The 17,516-nt window shown below is 42.7% G+C and carries 17 protein-coding genes; 14 read left to right on the top strand and 3 right to left on the bottom strand.

Annotated elements, in window-relative coordinates; translation table 11 throughout:
- A partial coding sequence (locus tag L5L77_RS12945; protein ID WP_263222886.1) for a GGDEF domain-containing protein occupies positions 1-526 on the top strand: 526 nt, incomplete at its 5' end.
- 184 nt (positions 527-710) lie between these two features.
- Positions 711-1,499: a CLCA_X family protein gene (locus L5L77_RS12940; RefSeq protein WP_263222884.1), complete on the top strand. Its 789-nt coding sequence runs from the start codon at positions 711-713 to the stop codon at positions 1,497-1,499.
- A gap of 128 nt (positions 1,500-1,627) precedes the next feature.
- Here the strand turns inward: L5L77_RS12940 and L5L77_RS12935 are convergent, their stop codons facing one another.
- Entirely contained in the window at positions 1,628-2,590 is a 963-nt protein-coding gene (locus tag L5L77_RS12935; protein WP_263222882.1) for a hypothetical protein, read from the bottom strand.
- 461 nt (positions 2,591-3,051) lie between these two features.
- On the opposite strand from L5L77_RS12935, the gene L5L77_RS12930 reads away from it, so the two are divergent.
- The 7 genes from L5L77_RS12930 to L5L77_RS12900 all read left to right on the top strand — a co-directional run bounded on the left by L5L77_RS12930 (position 3,052) and on the right by L5L77_RS12900 (position 10,355).
- The gene (locus L5L77_RS12930) at positions 3,052-4,221 is read left to right on the top strand and encodes a PepSY-associated TM helix domain-containing protein (protein WP_263185848.1); all 1,170 of its coding nucleotides are present in this window, start codon (positions 3,052-3,054) and stop codon (positions 4,219-4,221) included.
- Positions 4,221-4,697 carry a hypothetical protein gene (locus tag L5L77_RS12925; RefSeq protein WP_028759925.1) on the top strand — a complete coding sequence of 159 codons (477 nt, stop codon included), beginning with the start codon at positions 4,221-4,223 and terminating at the stop codon, positions 4,695-4,697. Before L5L77_RS12930 ends, L5L77_RS12925 begins: the two co-directional genes overlap by 1 nt.
- 272 nt (positions 4,698-4,969) lie before the next feature.
- Positions 4,970-7,156: a TonB-dependent siderophore receptor gene (locus L5L77_RS12920; protein ID WP_263185847.1), complete on the top strand. Its 2,187-nt coding sequence runs from the start codon at positions 4,970-4,972 to the stop codon at positions 7,154-7,156.
- 639 nt (positions 7,157-7,795) lie between these two features.
- Positions 7,796-8,254, top strand: a complete 459-nt coding sequence (locus L5L77_RS12915; protein ID WP_263185846.1) for a hypothetical protein — start codon at positions 7,796-7,798, stop codon at positions 8,252-8,254.
- Between the two features lie 184 nt (positions 8,255-8,438).
- Positions 8,439-9,068, top strand: coding sequence for a DsbA family protein (locus tag L5L77_RS12910; protein WP_263185845.1), 630 nt, complete (start codon positions 8,439-8,441; stop codon positions 9,066-9,068).
- An 806-nt stretch (positions 9,069-9,874) separates the two neighbouring features.
- The gene (locus L5L77_RS12905) at positions 9,875-10,060 is read left to right on the top strand and encodes a CsbD family protein (RefSeq protein ID WP_131524760.1); all 186 of its coding nucleotides are present in this window, start codon (positions 9,875-9,877) and stop codon (positions 10,058-10,060) included.
- Positions 10,061-10,202: 142 nt separating this feature from the next.
- Positions 10,203-10,355 (top strand): DUF3309 family protein, encoded by a 153-nt coding sequence (locus L5L77_RS12900; protein WP_301553935.1) that lies wholly within the window; start codon positions 10,203-10,205, stop codon positions 10,353-10,355.
- A 426-nt stretch (positions 10,356-10,781) separates the two neighbouring features.
- Here the strand turns inward: L5L77_RS12900 and L5L77_RS12895 are convergent, their stop codons facing one another.
- Positions 10,782-11,084, bottom strand: coding sequence for an encapsulin-associated ferritin-like protein (locus tag L5L77_RS12895; protein ID WP_219234161.1), 303 nt, complete (start codon positions 11,082-11,084; stop codon positions 10,782-10,784).
- 538 nt (positions 11,085-11,622) lie between these two features.
- Between L5L77_RS12895 and L5L77_RS12890 the strand changes: the two genes are divergently transcribed.
- Positions 11,623-11,781, top strand: coding sequence for a DUF86 domain-containing protein (locus L5L77_RS12890; RefSeq protein WP_263185844.1), 159 nt, complete (start codon positions 11,623-11,625; stop codon positions 11,779-11,781).
- A gap of 229 nt (positions 11,782-12,010) precedes the next feature.
- Here the strand turns inward: L5L77_RS12890 and L5L77_RS12885 are convergent, their stop codons facing one another.
- The gene (locus L5L77_RS12885; RefSeq protein WP_263185843.1) at positions 12,011-12,205 is read right to left on the bottom strand and encodes a hypothetical protein; all 195 of its coding nucleotides are present in this window, start codon (positions 12,203-12,205) and stop codon (positions 12,011-12,013) included.
- A gap of 447 nt (positions 12,206-12,652) precedes the next feature.
- On the opposite strand from L5L77_RS12885, the gene L5L77_RS12880 reads away from it, so the two are divergent.
- The 4 genes from L5L77_RS12880 to L5L77_RS12865 all read left to right on the top strand — a co-directional run bounded on the left by L5L77_RS12880 (position 12,653) and on the right by L5L77_RS12865 (position 17,323).
- On the top strand, positions 12,653-14,326 hold the full coding sequence (locus L5L77_RS12880) for a ribulokinase (protein ID WP_263185842.1): 1,674 nt from the start codon (positions 12,653-12,655) through the stop codon (positions 14,324-14,326).
- Between the two features lies 1 nt (position 14,327).
- Positions 14,328-15,035, top strand: a complete 708-nt coding sequence (locus L5L77_RS12875; protein WP_263185841.1) for an L-ribulose-5-phosphate 4-epimerase — start codon at positions 14,328-14,330, stop codon at positions 15,033-15,035.
- 61 nt (positions 15,036-15,096) lie between these two features.
- The gene (araA, locus tag L5L77_RS12870) at positions 15,097-16,599 is read left to right on the top strand and encodes an L-arabinose isomerase (RefSeq protein WP_263185840.1); all 1,503 of its coding nucleotides are present in this window, start codon (positions 15,097-15,099) and stop codon (positions 16,597-16,599) included.
- A 121-nt stretch (positions 16,600-16,720) separates the two neighbouring features.
- Entirely contained in the window at positions 16,721-17,323 is a 603-nt protein-coding gene (locus L5L77_RS12865; RefSeq protein ID WP_012587647.1) for a beta-phosphoglucomutase family hydrolase, read from the top strand.
- The last annotated feature ends 193 nt before the right edge of the window (positions 17,324-17,516 follow it).

Below are 17,516 nucleotides of genomic sequence, written 5' to 3'. Positions count from 1 at the left end.
CTTGAGTCGTCTACAGTTACCTTTGTGCCTTGTCATGATGGATATCGATTATTTTAAACTCGTTAATGATCGCTATGGGCATCAAGTGGGTGACAAGATACTGCAGCATTTTACCCAATTTATCAGTGCTCGCACGCGCCCATACGATATCTTTGGTCGCTTCGGCGGTGAGGAATTTGCGCTATTACTGCCAGAAACGTCGGTCGATGTCGCGCAGAAAATTGTGACGCGTATGATGTTAGCGCTTGCAAATGAAGATATTTCAGCGATAGTCGCCGATTTTCACTATCAATTTTCGGCAGGAGTGAGTGCGTTAACACCTGTGATCACTCATCATGCCATCGAAGAAAACTGCGGTATTTTAGCGCTTCAGTCTGTACCTTCACCGATTGAAATAGGAAGTCAGTGCCGTTCAGATGCTGAAAAGCTGGTGGCCGAGGCCGATAAAGCCTTGTATCACGCTAAAACTACGGGGCGAAATCGTGTCGTGGTTTGGGATGATGTGATATTAACGGCTAAAGCTTAACGAACCCTGTGGTTGTCGAAATCTAGGCATCGCGATCTAAACCGAGAGAAAACCAAGAGTAAGCGCTGCTTGGCTCCTATTCTTAACTTGATATTGCACTTAATGCAGCGTTTTGTTCCTGTGCATTTTCACCTAAAATAGCCAGCTTAATTTGTCTCTCACTGCATAGGGTTCAAGGTAAGCCGTGTTAATCAATCAGCAATATAACCGCTATGGACCCGATTATCGATTTGGTGAGCAAGTCACTTTTCTTGATATTAAACAAACCTTTGGTTTTAGCCATGTCCGTGTTGGCCGCTGGGTGACGCGGGATGAATCGCGCATTGCTGCGGATTTAGTGTTTGATTCGCTCGCCGATCTGGCCTTTATCTTAAAATTGCCACCTTTGACTTTAGGGCTGCGAGAAACCGTCAGCCTGGCCTTTGGTCATGGCGGCCAAAAGGGCGTTCAGGCCCATTATGCTCCCGCGACCCGAGAGTTGGCATTGGCTAAAAATGCAGGTGCTGGTGCTTTAGCCCATGAGTTTTGGCATGCGTTTGACCATTATATTGCCGCTAAATCATTCAAACCCACTAATAAACGGTTTCAGTGTGCGAGCGATCTTTGGCTATCCGATCTGCCCATCATAGAGCACCCATTAAATGCTCGATTATCTGAGATCTTCAAAGTGACATTGTTGAGTGGACAGGGTGATGAGCCCCATGATTATGTTCGCCGAGCGATTGCATTAGATAAAAAACATGGGATGCAGTACTTCTCTCGGCCAACGGAGATGATGGCGCGAGCATTTGAAGCCTGTATAGAATCCTATACTGATATTTCGAATCCGTATTTAGTGTCGGGAACCCGTTTTTCAGCAATGGCAAAGGAGGGGGCTTATCCCGATGAGGCCCACAGGCAAGTGATTTTTCAGGCGCTGATCAATTACTTTGAACCGCTGGGGATCGCATTGGGTAAAAATCCCCTTAACTAGGGTGTGTTGACGTTTTGAGTCATGCATTTGAACAGAGGTTAATTTAGCGTCGCTAGAGGGCAAGGCAAAATGTAAAACGACATTCGCCTTAGGTATTTTGAATGCGAATGGCAGTGGACAGGGGAGGGTCACGAGCCGTTTGAAGGCTCGTTTCCAATTAAGCTCGCGTGCTTAGTCGACAACGTTTGCCAACAATAGGCCAAACTATGGCGAATCGCATCAAGATATTGAGATGCCTGAATATCCATTAAATACCAATAGCTAGGTTTTGATTCTGGCATGTGGTTGAAAAATAAAGCTTCAGCATTGATGAGCTGGCTAGGATGAGCAAATTGCTGCCAAATGTTGATGGGTGTATGCGCCAGTGTGATTAGCCATTCAAATTGCATCTGCCGCGTGGCTGGATTTAGCGCATCTGCGATTAATAAGCTCGACTCCTGTAAACGCTCAAGCAAATCAAAGGGATTATCTGCGTTTATCCTAGGTGTAACTTGGCATGGTTGCATGTGGTTTATTGCGGATAGGCGAGGTAAAAATACGGACGCTAAGCTAAATTCAGGCCAGTCGACCGATGGTACCAAAGCTTGGGCAATCCGCCGCTCGCCTAACCAATTATGCACCATGCAAGGTAAGTGATCGTCAGGTGGTAAATCATTGGGTCTTGCTAAACTCGGAAACAGCGACATACGCTGCACTTGCACATGCTGAGACAACTGCTGCATCAACACGATTGTGGTTAACCCAGATGAAGGCCAGCAGCCAAGCTGAGGCGTTAATTCAATCGCAAATTGTGTCAAGGCTTGCGTAAGCAGACCACTTTGTGGATGACCTTGTACTACAAAGGCATATTTTGATTCAGCAAAACCACCATTGGCGATATTCACTATCTGATTATTTACATTGCTGTTTTCAGCCCATTGAGTACCGTTAAAAATAAATGTCGTACCTGTGGTCGCAGGCTGCCAATCGCCAGAAGCATTACCAATAATGGTCACTTGCTCAAAGGCAAGGGTGCCCGCTAGAGCTTGCAGATCTAATTTAGCATGTGGCATCTGCAAATGTTGATGCATGTGGGTGTGAGACTTAGGCATAGGCGGAACATCTGTTTTACGAACTTAAAATGGACTTCATTGTAATGGATTATCCCCCTGAGCCCAAAGGGTTAATCCATTGAAGTTTACCGGATGCTGTTTTAATGCAGGATAGTTTAGCTTTAGGTATACCGCGCATAAAAGTGATGCGCGGTATTGGCGATTAACAATTAGACTAAAAATTATAACTCAGGCTAAGTTCGACATTTCGCGGTTCGCCGAAGAAACCTTGATTATAGAAATCGATACTAGAGTAGTAAGAAGCTATTTGGCGTAGGAACTCGGCGCTAACAATAGGCTCGAAATGAGCGCTGCTAACAAGGTTTTATCCATCATGATTCCCCATCATAGTATTTTGTGACCGGCATTCTAATTGAAAACAATTCCCAGTACATCGTATTGATAACAATTTGCATTACCTTTACACTCGCGAAATACGATAAGTGTTAGGAAAGTCACAAATGGCGAAGATCAGTAACCGATTCTGGTTTATGTTGCATGGTTGGGTGTCGCTCCCAATTTGGTTGTTATTTTGTTTTATCTGCTTGACGGGGACGATTGCGGTACTGAGTCATGAGATCACTTGGTTAACGAATCCTGCATCGAGGGCGTTGAACCCTAATGATTTACCCGTAAAACCGGTTAGTGAATTGATGACGATTGTTGAGGAAGCCTACCCAAGTGCGGCAGTCTCTGGCGCTATGACCTTAGAACCTTATATGGTCAATGTGATTATGTTCAGTGACGCTGATAAACCCTATGCCATGGCCTATGTCAATCAATACACAGGTGAGATCCAACAGATTAATGAAGGCATGACATTTGCCGGCTTTATCAGATCTTTGCATGCTTGGTTATTATTTCCTTGGCAAAGCGGTTACAGCTTGGGCTATTACCTTGTCTGTTCGATGGCGCTGTTTATGCTCGCGTCTTTAGTGACGGGACTCATTGTTTATAAACGTTTTTGGCGAAGTTTTTTTGCTCCGAAATTGCGTGTGAGTCAAGGTAAAAAGACACTATTGGCCGATTTGCATAAATTGTCTGGTGTGTGGTCTATTTGGTTTATCGCGATTATGGCCGTTACCGGATTATGGTATTTAGCCCAAGCCATTTTTTGGCATGCAGATATTGATATCGAGCCACATGCGCCATTGATTGCTGCTGAGCAATTGCCCTTTATCCAAAAGGGTGATGTGAATCCCGCAGATCCAAGCGTGTCATTTGCACAAGCCTTAACATTAGCACAAACGCACTTTCCTGACTTTCAACCAAGCTATGTGATGAAACCCGAGCATAATCGTGACATGTATCATCTGAGCGGTAGTGGCGAGCACATTTTTTACGATCAGTATTCTTACAACCTTAGCATTAACCCTTGGACGGGGGAGATTGCAAGAGCGACATCACCCGAGACGATGACAGGGATACAAACACTAATGCATATCGCAGATCCTTTGCATTACGGTACCTTAGGTGGTATCTGGACAAAAATCATTTGGTTTATTTTTGGGGTGATCCTATCGGGTATGTCAATCACAGGATTTATGATGTGGGGACTGCGTAATGTGCGTGCAATTAAAAAAATGGAATCCCCCAGTACTGTGGCAGATAGGTTAGAGGAGGTACGTTAATGGCTTTCATTCATTCAACTTTTTGGCAAAAAAATAAATATAAACTGAGTGGGTTTATTCTATTGCTCCCCCTATTGTTTTTGTATCAGTCGCTAACACCTACATTTCCACCGGCCTGGCAGACTCAAGAGTTAGGTGAATTTAAAATAGCCCCTTTACCCTTAGATCTAAAAGCACCCTATGTGCATCATGATGACTATGTGAAAGATTTTATGTTGGTTTTTGAAAAAGGTGAGGTAGGCAATATACGCCAAGGCTATGCCAATATTGGAACGCAGGCTTTGCCAATAGCAGATTTACAGCGCAGTGAGAATGGTATTTTACACGGTAATAAGCATGGCCAACACGTACACGCCATAGCAACTAAGACGCTAACCTCCGCCGATAGTCTGTGGATATCGATTGAGAATTGGCAAGGTGAGTGGCAAGTGGCAAAGTGGCCTCTGCCTGCCGAGCTAATAGTACAGACACACTGAATGAGGTAAAAGCTAAACACTAATGGCGATCCTATGGAGTAATAATTTCAGGGTCGCTTTTAGTGGCGTAGATTAAGAATGATTAACCGAATACGGGTAAAGAATAACCTTTTTCGCCGTAAACGCTTACTTTTGAAGGCATAAACACAACGGGGACGTTTATTCCTCATTAATAAATGATGAATTTGTTATATACATCACCAAAATACAAATGAAAGTGATTCGCAATAGTGTTACCGTATGTTCATCCTAAATAAACTCCCTAAATTACTATGCGCTTTTATCTACTACCTCTCGCGTCTGCCATTACTTTGGCATTAAACCCTTTGTCAGTCTTGGCTGCAGAGCCGTCTTCTGTTGCAGATGCAAATGATCAAAATATTGAAAAAATCACAGTGATGGGCAAGTACACTGTGAGTCGAACTATTGATACCGCCACAGGCTTAGGGCTGTCACTACAGGAAACGCCACAGTCAGTGAGCATCTTGACCGCTGAACGGATCCAGGATCAGGCACTCAATACCGTTGTTGATGTGGTTAATAACACAGTAGGTTTGTCTTCATCTAAAACAGATAACGTTCGAAATGGCTTTATGGCTCGTGGTTTTGCGGTTCAGAATTACCAGATCGATGGCGTACCTTTATCTTGGAGTTTAGGGGGCGATGCAGGAGAGACTGTGTCTGATATCTCTCTGTATGAGCGCGTAGAGGTGGTGCGTGGTGCAACAGGCTTACTAACGGGGGCAGGGGATCCTTCTGCTTCAATCAACCTAGTACGCAAACATGCCGACAGTGACGAACTTAAGGGCTATGTTGATGTTGCTACGGGTAGCTGGGATAAAAAACAAGTTACCGCAGATGTTTCTAATGGCCTTAACGACAGTGGCAGTGTGCGCGGTCGCATGGTCGCGAAATATGTCAATAGCGATTCTTATCAGGATCTTTATCAAGACCGTAAGACTATTCTTTACGGCGTAATTGATTCAGACATTACTGACAACACTATGCTGCGCGTTGGCGGTAGTTACAATAACAACAACCCCAAAGGAGCGATGTGGGGTGCGTTACCAGCAGTATTCAGCGATGGTTCGGCTACTGATTGGGATGTTTCTACTACAACAGCGGCAGATTGGAGCCGTTGGGAAACGACTAACATCAACTATTTTGCTAACTTGAACCATTATTTCAGCAATGGTTGGCAGTTGGTGGCGAACTATAATCGCATGGAATATGAAACCACCACCAAAATGATCTATATGTCTGGCTTGCTGAATAAAGAAACCGGTGCAGGTTTGAGCGGTCAGCGTTATCACAGCCATGGTGAAAGTAACTCTGATAATTTCGATTTTCAGTTGAAAGGCGATTACCAACTCTTTAAGCGTGAGCATCAATTTGTGACTGGTGCCTTATACAGCAAACAGAAATCCTATGCTGATACCTATGAACCCATCCGTGAGAATATGACGGGCTGGGACTCAAAGGCAGTTGAAAACTTTTATGATTGGCAAAGCAACGCCTTTGAAGAGCCTGAATGGTCAACAAATGCCAATCGCCAGTTGAATATGGATACCGAGCAGAAAGGTTTCTACGCAGCAACGCGGCTGACAATTACCGATGATTTAAAAGTGATTGCCGGTGGCCGTATTTCTAGTTGGAACCGCGAAGGGATCAGTTATGGTACTGATACTAACTTTGGTGATGATGGCGTGTTCGTTCCTTATGTTGGCGCCTTGTATGACATAAACGAAGAGCATCGTGTTTACGCTAGTTATACCGAAATATTTAATCCGCAGAATAAACAAGATGCTAGCGGTAACTATCTGGATCCACTCGAAGGTAAAGCTTATGAAATCGGTTTAAAGAGCGCTTATCTGGACGACCGTCTACACACCACTGTGGCACTGTTTAAGATTGAACAGGATAATTTTGCTAAGCAAGATACAGACTTTGAGCCGACGGATGAGCAAAAAGCAAATGGTCAGACAAGTGCTTATTATGCAATACAAGGTACTAAAAGTACTGGCTTTGAGTTAGAAGTTGTAGGTGAGTTTATTGATGGCTGGAATATTTCGGCAGGTTACTCTCAATTCACCGCTGAAGATGCAGAAGGCAAAGAACTTGAGACCACGAGCCCTCGCAAACAGTTTAAACTCTTTACTACCTATCAGTTTGTCGATCATTTACCTGAATTAACTGTTGGCGGTGGCGTTAACTGGCAGAGTGATAGTTACGCACAGAATGGTAGCGTTGTAATTGAGCAAGATGCTTATTCACTAGTTAACCTAATGGCTCGTTATAATCTGGCGGAAAATATGGATCTACAACTTAATCTCGAAAACCTGCTGGATGAAAAATACTATGCCTATATGTCTGCAGCATCTTATATGCCTCTTGCATACAGTGTGTATCACTATGGAACTCCACGTAATGTGACCCTGAGCTTTAATTACCGCTTTTAAATTGTCCACTAAATAAAAGGAGTAGCCGAGTTATCGGCGACTCCTTTTTATCTTCTATTATTGTTATTCTAAATATTTTAATGGCTCGTTTAGTGCGTATTAACGACTCAGTACTGACATCAGTAAATATTGGGCTAGCTCACCTATGGTTCGTTCCCAAATCCAATGCTGTTATTAATTGAAAGCGGGAAGATGATGCCCTTCAATCTAGTTATGGAATGGCAACATATTGTATAGGTAGTTTTCCTTCTTTCTTGTGCGCATTGTATTGTCAACAATCAGTGCGGCAACGAACAGAGTCAATAGAAAAATATAGGTATACTCATACCATTAGCCTTATTACAAGGTTGTGGGTTATCGCCAGCTTTTTAAGCTAAAGACCAGATGTTACATAGATTAAACCTTTGTTGGACTTATAAAGTATTTTATGTTGATGACAAATTGTCAACAACATAAAATTAATAATAGACATCAGCGTTTGACTACTTAGTCAATAATCATTTCAAAACTGCACTTTTAATGAGGCATAATGTCATTGTAAATATGGGCTTATTTAGTAAGTTTATTTTCATCAATGCATAGAAAAGTGATTCATTTTTCACAGTAAAGACCAAGGACTCCCATTTTGAGGAGAATAATATGCAAATAGAAACGCTATATGATGTTATGCAATGGACTAGAAATATACACCAACAGCTGCATGCATTTGCGGCACATTGCGCACTTACAAATGATAGCGAAAGAAGCGGATTACTGTTGGAGTATATTTCAGCCCACGAGAAAAAAATGGCACTGGTTATCAGACAGTTCGAAGATAATGGCAATAGCAATGCACTTAACACTTATTGTCGGCATTATTATGAAAAAACCGCTATTCCTTTTAACACCATAGGTGAACATCCGTTTAAGAGGATGGATACGGATGAAATAGCGATGGCCACACTTGAGTATCATAAAAATATTGTAGGGCTGTTTGAATATCTACAAAACTGCAGTTCTGCACCTTCCGTAACAGAATTTCTTAGCAATATACTGTCCCTTGAAGAAGCTGAAAAGCGATTACTGGCACGTAATATGAAACAAATTGATGACTTCTAGCATGTCTGCTAAAAATCACATCCTTGTACCTATTGCTCGGTGTAGCTTCGGTATTTATTCTGTAGTTTAGATATTGAAATCTTGACTTCATGTGGGTAACAAGTAGATCTGCCATCACAATAATTATTGATTAGCCTTGAAACTAGAGTGTATGACTTAAACTGCCTCCTTATTAAGGATTAACATGAATCAACCCCTGATCATTGATTACTATTCTGATATTCTTTGTGTGTGGGCTTGGGTTGCACAACAACGTATTGATGAGTTAAATCAAAAGTTAGAAAATAAAATTTATTTTAAATATCATTATCTTGATGTATTTGGTGATGTTCAAACAAAAATTGAGACGCAATGGAAACAGAAAGGTCAATATAATGGTTTTGCAGAGCATGTACATAAATCTGCATCTATCCGTGATGACGTTCCCACGAACTCAAAAATATGGACAGAAGTCAGACCGACAACGTCGGCCAATGCTCATTTAGTGCTTAAAGCCATTGAACTTATCTATGACAAAAACACCAGTATCGATATGGCATTGAAATTTCGGAGTGCATTTTTTATCGACGCATTGGATATTGGTAAGCTTGAAATACTTTATGATCTGGTTGATTTCTATGGGCTGGAACAGAAAAAAATCATCTCAAGCGTTCATGATGGTTCAGCTATAGCCGCATTAATGAGCAACTATCAAAAGTCAACACAACAAAATCTACAAGGCAGTCCAAGCTATATTATCGACGAAGGTAGACAAATATTTTATGGTAACGTAGGTTATCGTGTTCTTCTTGCGAATATAGAAGCATTATTGTAAAAATCAGCAGTTGAGGCTAATTGGTGCTAAACAACCTTAGACTACCAGCTGTGGTTTTCTAAGCTCTACAAGATGCTATAAACACCTCTAGAACATTTTAACGTTTTAGAGTTATACCTCTTAGTTCCTTCTGAGCTTATTCACTGAATATTCATATGTTTAATGGCATCTATAATATGCCAAAATGTAGCTACATTAGGTATCAGCTGATGTTTCATTGTGTTTTTAGTTAAATTGCGGATTAAAATATTTATAATGTGTACGCTATCGCACAGACACACTTTTAGATAAATTATAAATTGGATACAGAGTTTAGATTGATATGCCTTTAATGGGTAATCTTTGTCTTAATAAAATATTTTATGTTATTTATCTTGATGTTGCGGCTCATCATTAAGATGTCGCTTTAACTGAAAAATCACTAGATAATTAAATAATGGAATTCAGTCATGATTAATACTAAATTTTCAGTAAATAAAATGATCACCACAATATGTTTAAGATAAAATTCAAGATTGCTACAAAATATTTTCCTATTCAAACCAATGTCATATTGTAGCGTTAATACCTAAGTTGACGCGGCGTGATTGATGTAGAGCCAGTCACACAATTTTATGAAAATACCGCGGAATTAATTTTAGTCTAATTTTTATGTCGCTTTATTGATATTTTACCAACTAAGATATTTACTAAAAATATTTAGATGTTTGCTAAACGCTATTTACTAAAATGAAAAATAGCTCATAGCTGATTGTTAGCGCTCATTATTATTTAGATGTTATATCAAAAACAAAAGGAAATTGACCATGAACAAAGACCAAATAGAAGGTTCAATAAAAGATGCTGCAGGCAAAGTGCAGCAAAAAATTGGTGAGATAGTTGGCAACCCGAAACAGCAGATGAAAGGGGTTCAGAAACAGATAAAAGGTAAAACTCAAAAAGCAATTGGTAATGTAAAAGAAGCGGCTAAGGATGCCGACAAACACAGTTGATGTCAGAGGCTTTTACAATTAAGTAAGCACCTTAAGCATAAAGTTTGGCAGCTTAATGTGGGTATTTAAAAGGATCTTAGTCATATTGATTAAGATTTCTGGTTCGAGTTATATCCATAATGTCTAGGAGACTCTTATGAGTATAGGAACAATATTATTAGTGGTTTTGATTCTGATGCTGATAGGTGTGGCTCCGACTTGGCCACACAGTAAGAGCTGGGGGTACGGCCCGAGCGGTGGATTAGGTTTGGTAGTATTGATCCTCGTTATACTCCTTCTACTCGGTAAAATTTGAGTGATAAAGCCTAAGTCATGTATGACCTCAATATTGAGTCGTCATTTCTAATTGCCGTAGGTAGCTAAAAATAGTGAGTGATGTTTTTAGTCGTTCAAAAATGGCTGACATCGCTCGTTTTTCTTGCACGGCAGTGCTCGCCATACTGAGATTGAAAGGTCCTGTACGCCTAAGATTTACACGCGAGATATGGTTTACACGCAAGATATTTCGTTAAGGTAGCATTAGGTGAAGTCCTTCACGCTAAAAATGAAAGTCACTAAGTCCGAAGCATTACAGTTTGCACGCTAGTATTCTGCAAGGTTGTATGAGATGAGCTAAATGGTGCAATAACACATACAGAGGTTTGTATTATAAGAACGGCAGCTTAGTGACTAAAGGCGTTTGCTCACGAAAATGGCTTACTCAAACAGCCAGATTGAATACTTATTTGTGAACAATAGCTGTGTGAGCAACAGGCGTATCTGTAAAAAGGTAATGTTTTAGCTGTTTATCAAAGCTCGGATCTTGTCTCCTTATCCATTCTTGTAGCATTGCAGCATGTTCTTTTTCTTCGTCTCGATTATGTATAAGTATCTCTCTCAACTCATTATTTTTGCACGCATCAACTCTTTGGTTATACCAGTCTATTGCTTCAAGCTCTTCCATCAGTGATGTAAGTGCACGGTGCATGTCCTTGGTTTTATCGGTGAGTTCAGTAATGGGTTCATGATAACCTTCATTCGACATTGGGATTTCCTCGCTAAATGCAGATAGGATCGCTCACTATTGAGCGGTGATGATAATTGCAGATGATTGTCTGAACGCTATTTTCAACGAACAGACTTTGAATGCATTATTTTGCGACCTTAACCGTCGAGTGTCTGTTCGATGCCGTACTTAGTCAAAAATTTTTAGGCAGCTCGTTTAAAAGGATTGGAGAGGGCGCAGAAATACCACTGCGAATATTTGATTTAGCACTGGATATTACTTTGGATTTTGAACTTTGAGATATTTGGGAATGAATTTTAAATAAAAAAACAAAGGTAGATTAATTGTATTTAGCTTGATAAGCAGAGCGGGATTAATGAAATACATAATAAGAAATGGTACACCCGAGTGGATATCGTGCTGCTAAACGATCCTTGCAGGTTTCGACTGAAGTCTGAATTGCTAAACATTGGGTAAAGCATTAGCAGGACATAGCCGACAGGATGCTTATCAAACATTTGAGATCCTCTGTTAATGTGGGGCACAACTTGTTGAGGAGCTTAGTGGTTGGCGTAAGGTGATAGGTCTTTGTAATATACTGGTTCACGATTACGTTAATATGGATCCTGACATTATTCCCAGCGTGATAGATCAGGACTATAGCGACAAATTGTTTGTCTTTGCAGAACAATGGCTTCATTGGCTTAATCAAAAGGATAGCTGCATAGATTCGTGATAACGATTAGTATCACGGAGTTCGTGACGTATATTCTGAGCTTAGACTCACCTTAACGACGTTATAGATGAGTCTAGCATAAGGACCAATAGCGACGATCTGTCTGTATAATCACCATTCCAATAGTTAACTTTAAGCCATTCCTCAAAAACCTGAACTATCAGCCTAACTATCCAATGCATAGATGGTAGGCGTTACCGAGGGTGAGTCGCGTATAGATTACTAAGCATCATGGCGAATGCCATGGATAGAGCAAGCGCAAATACAAAGCTGGGATAGCTAACGTACTGAAGGACTCTGTTGACGGAGAGCCTGAGTGAGATTTCCCGTGGGAGGGTGTTTCGGTTTCTGCCAAGGGCACAATGTCAGAAGGTTGAACATTGATACTGGTGGGCTTGAAAGTGTTAGCTGTTGCATGTTTCACAAACAATTCTCCTAAGTTTATTGGCATTCCGCTAAGCCAAACTTATTTGATTGCTGTGGGTTCGATATTAAATCGATTCGCAACGCTGTTAATTTATCAGAGTGATATCATCTTTTGCGGACAGGCTTCTATGCAACCTGCCGCGTATTATTCTCACTCATCCGCTAGATGTCAATCACCAGATTGACCACGCCACCCCAAATCGCCGATTTTCTGCGCTTCACGAATTTTCTGCCGATGCGTTTTTGTCGCGATTTGACAAAAACAGTAAATCCTTACAAAACAATTGCCTTGATAAAGTTGTTGCTGATGTTAAAAAAATTATCACTCTTTGATAAAAATAATATTGTAATACCATTAGGCTATAGTAGTATTGTAGTACTAAATGATATTCACAATGTTTGTGATCACTTGGCTGATTGCAGAGTTCAATGTACGGGGATGCTAATGTCTAATGTTTTAGGGTCTTACGCGTTAGGGCTGGATTACGGCTCTGATTCTGTTCGCGCGTTATTGGTTGATACACAAAGCGGCGCTGAAGTTGCTACCAATGTGGTGTACTACCCACGTTGGAAAAAGGGACTGTATTGCGTCCCTGCTAAAAATCAATTTAGGCAACATCCTTTAGATTACATTGAAAGTTTAATTGAGGTTGTACAAGGACTTTGGGCTAAAGCACCAGCAGGCGCAGCGGCAAACGTGTGTGGTTTAAGCTTTGACACGACAGGCTCAACACCGATTGCCGTTGATGAAGCAGGCGTGGCATTAGCGCTTAAAGAAGAATTTTCGTCTAATCCTAATGCGATGTTTTTATTGTGGAAAGACCATAGCGCGATTCTTGAAGCCCAGCAAATTACCGCAGCGTCTAAAGTCGCCAAAGAGAATTACCTTAAATATGAGGGCGGGATCTACTCATCTGAATGGTTCTGGGCCAAAGCATTATACTTACTGCGCCATGACACTGAAGTGAGACAAGCGGCTTACAGCTGGGTCGAGCACTGTGATTGGATCACAGCGTTAATGACAGGCACAACTCACCCTAATGTATACAAGGCGGGTCGCTGCGCATCGGGTCACAAAGTCATGTGGCACGAGTCATGGAATGGTTACCCCCCTAATGAATTCTTTGTTGATATAGATCCATTACTGGACGGAATTCGTGATCGCTTACCCGTTGAAACCTGCACCTCAGATAAAATCTGCGGCACCTTAACACCCGAGTGGGCCGCCAATCTAGGACTATCAACCAACGTTATCGTGTCGTTCGGCGCGTTCGACTGTCATGCGGGTGCGGTGGGGGCCAATGTGAAGGAGGGCGTACTCACCAAAGTGATGGGCACGTCGACTTGCGATATAACAGTTGCCAGTTATGAAGATATTGGCTCCCGCTGTATTAAAGGCATTTGCGGCCAAGTCGATGGCTCAGTTATGCCAGGTTTAATTGGTCTTGAAGCAGGGCAGTCAGCCTTTGGCGATCTCTACGCTTGGTTTAAGGACCTCACCACTTGGCCAATTAAAAATATCAATACTTCAGCATTATTTGACGAAGAAGTGAAAGCCAAACTGATTGCACAGCTCGAGGATGAAACCTTAACTGAGCTGGGTAATGCTGCTGCGACTATTCCTGTGGGCGACACTGGTATCGTCGCGCTTGATTGGATTAACGGTCGTCGTACTCCCGATGCCGACCAATCAGTATCTATGGCGATCAGCGGCTTAACCATGGGTAGCCACGCACCGCAAGTGTTTAAAGCCTTAGTCGAAGCCAGTGCCTACGGCGCCAGAGCCATCATCGAACGCTTTAAGGAAGAGGGCGTGCGAATCGATCAAGTCGTCACGATTGGCGGTATCTCTAAAAAGTCAGATTTCATCATGCAAACCTGCGCTGACGTGTGGAATTGCAACATCGACGTACTGGAAAGCGAGCAGAGCTGTGCCTTGGGCGCCGCAATTTATGCCGCAACCGCTGCAGGCGTGTATTCCGATGTGTTAAGTGCGCAAGCCGTGATGGCCTCTAATGTCGCCAAAACTTATGCGCCAAATCCTGCCAATGCTGAAAAATACCAAGCGCTTTATCAAGCGTATTTAGCCCTAGGGCATTATGTTGATGGAGCGAAATAACATGTCATTTCTTGAACTGAAACGCGAAGTTTATGAAGCCAATATGGAGCTTGAGAAGCGCAATTTAGTGACTTACACCTTTGGTAATGTGTCGCAAGTTGATCGCAGGCTCGGTGTAATTGGCATTAAGCCGAGCGGTGTGCCCTATGAGGATCTCAAGGTCGAAGATATTGTTATTGTCGATCTTGAAAACCAAATTGTCGAAGGGCGTTTACGTCCGTCATCCGACACCAAAACGCACACTTATTTATACCGTCAATGGCAGAGTATTGGCGGCATCACCCACACACATTCGACTTATGCAACTGCATGGGCGCAGGCGCAAATCGCCATTCCTTGTTTGGGTACCACACAAGCCGATTATGTTTACGGCGAGATCCCATGCACAGCTGTGATGCGTGATGACCAAATCAGCCGCGATTATGAAGAAGAAACGGGCGTACAAATTCTCGATTGCTTTGTTGATAGAAATCCAAGCGAGTCACCTATGGTAATCGTGGCGGGGCACGCGCCATTCACTTGGGGAGACAGCGCGGCAAAGTCGGTTTATCACGCTGTGCTACTCGAAGAAATCGCGCGAATGGCTTATCTGACCAAAACCTTGTCGCCAAGTATCACGCCATTAAAACAAGAGCTTATTGATAAACATTACTTACGTAAGCACGGTAAAGACGCCTATTACGGCCAAAACAGTGTCACTAGTAAATAGTGAATAAAATCAATCAGCTTCACGTTACCAGAATCATCAAATTTATAGGGTAGAGAGAAATATGAAAGCATTCAAACAAAAGCAAGTGTGGTTTGTGACCGGTTCGCAGGATTTATACGGGCCTAAAGTGTTGGAGCAAGTGGCGAAAAATAGTGAGCAAATTGTCCACGGTTTTAATCAGTCAGACGCGATTTCAATGGAAGTCGTCTATAAACCTACAGTTAAATCACCCCGCGAAATCTATGCGGTTTGCCAAGCGGCCAACAGTGATGAAAACTGTGTAGGCGTTATCCTGTGGATGCACACGTTCTCGCCTGCCAAAATGTGGATTGCGGGTTTGAATGAACTCAGCAAACCCTTCATGCATTTGCATACTCAGTTTAATGCCGAGCTGCCTTGGGCCGACATTAACATGAACTACATGAACACCCATCAAAGTGCCCATGGTTGCCGCGAGTTTGGTTATATCGGCACCCGCATGCGCAAAGAGCGCAAAGTGGTAGTAGGTCATTGGCAAACAAACGATGTACAAGCCCAAGTGGACGATTGGTGCCGTGCTGCAGCCGGTTGGAACGAAAGCCAAAATCTTCGTATTGCGCGCTTTGGCGACAACATGCGCCAAGTGGCAGTAACTGAAGGCGATAAAGTAGCGGCGCAGATTCAATTCGGTTACGAAGTGCATGCCTACAGTTTAGGTGAGCTAAATGATGCAATTAATGCGGTTGCCGATAATGATATAACTGCCCAAATCGACCGCTACGCGAGCGAATATGTCATTAGTAATGAATTGTTTAACGATGAATACCAACTTGACCGTTTAAGAAAAGAAGCGCAAATCGAACTGGGCTTAACCCAATTCTTAAAAGATGGCGAGTTTGGTGCCTTTACTAACTGCTTTGAAAACTTAACTGGCATGACGGGTTTACCTGGGCTAGCGACACAACGTTTGATGGCAAACGGAATCGGTTATGGCGGCGAAGGCGATTGGAAAACCGCGGCTATGGTTCGCATCATGAAAGTCATGGGCCAAGGCCGCACCGGTGGTACTTCATTTATGGAAGATTACACCTATAACTTTGGCGTGACAGACCAAGTGCTCGGCGCGCATATGCTTGAAGTGTGTCCGTCTATTGCCGCCGCTAAACCACGTTTAGAAGTACACCGTCATACTATCGGTGTGCGCTGCGATGTTCCGCGTCTGCTATTTACCGGTAAAGCGGGACCGGCCATTAACGTATCGACTATCGATCTTGGTAACCGCTTCCGTATTATTCTCAATGAATTAGATACTGTAACGCCGCCACAGGAATTGCCAAATCTGCCCGTTGCTTCTGCACTGTGGGTGCCGCGTCCAAATCTGTCTATTGCAGCAGCAGCTTGGATCCATGCGGGTGGCGCGCATCACTCAGCTTACAGCCAAGCCATTAGCACTGACAATATAGTCGACTTTGCAGAAATGGCGGGGGCTGAACTGGTGATCATCGATGCTGATACTCGCATTCGTCAGTTTAAAAATGAGCTTCGCCAGAATTCCGTATATTACGGTTTAGCAAGAGGGCTATAATCTCAAGCTAATACTGAAAAGCCGCCTCAGGGCGGCTTTTTAATTTGTGCACGTTAATGTGTGAGCGTCAGACGAGTTGAGCTGGTCAATTTATTTCAGTCTTAAGGGTTGGGAAAGCAGTATGTACGCAGATTTTGATGGCATTATTTTCGATATGGACGGCACCTTGGTCGATAGCGGCCAGTTACATGAACAGGCATGGCGACAAACATTAACCCACTTTGGGATCCCTATTGATGGCGCATTAATGCGATCCTTGGCGGGCGTGCCGACAATTGGCACCCTTGAAATCTTAATTGCCCATTTTGGTGTAACACCGACCGCCACATGTGAAGCAATGAATGACTATAAAGAAGCCTTGGTTCGAGAAACCATGCACCTCTATGTTAAGCCAACCCGTTTAGCCGAATTTGCCAAGCAGAATAAGGGCAAGCGCCCGATGGCAGTGGGTACAGGGGCTTATACAGAGGAAGCGGTTGAGATTTTAACCCTGTGCAGCTTACTCGAGCTAGTCGACCATGTGGTTGGTGCCGATCAAGTCGTCGCGCCCAAACCTGCACCAGATACGTTTTTACGCTGCGCCGAGTTGATGGGGATTACCCCTGAGCGTTGTATCGTGTTTGAAGATGCAAAAGCAGGTATTCAAGCAGCACAATCAGCGGGCATGTTTGTGGTCGATGTCTTGATCGATTTTGATATTAAAAACGATTATTTCCTAACGTAGCCATCCTACTAAAAACCTGTCGAATATAGGCATAAAATGAGCCGTAGCAGGTAAATTAACCCTGTCCATCGCAGCCTTACAGTGTAAAGAAAAGCGTGAGAGTGGGGTGAAAGCGAAAAGATGAATTAGCGCGAAACCCTCATAAATTCTTGGCTTTATAAAAATTACCTGTTACGTTTTTAAGGAAAGGTAG

It is taken from the genome of Shewanella sp. SM29 (assembly GCF_025654245.1).
Taxonomy (GTDB): Bacteria; Pseudomonadota; Gammaproteobacteria; order Enterobacterales; family Shewanellaceae; genus Shewanella; species Shewanella oncorhynchi.
Note: the sequence above shows the minus strand (reverse complement) of the source record. Positions and strands in the feature narration are given on the sequence as shown.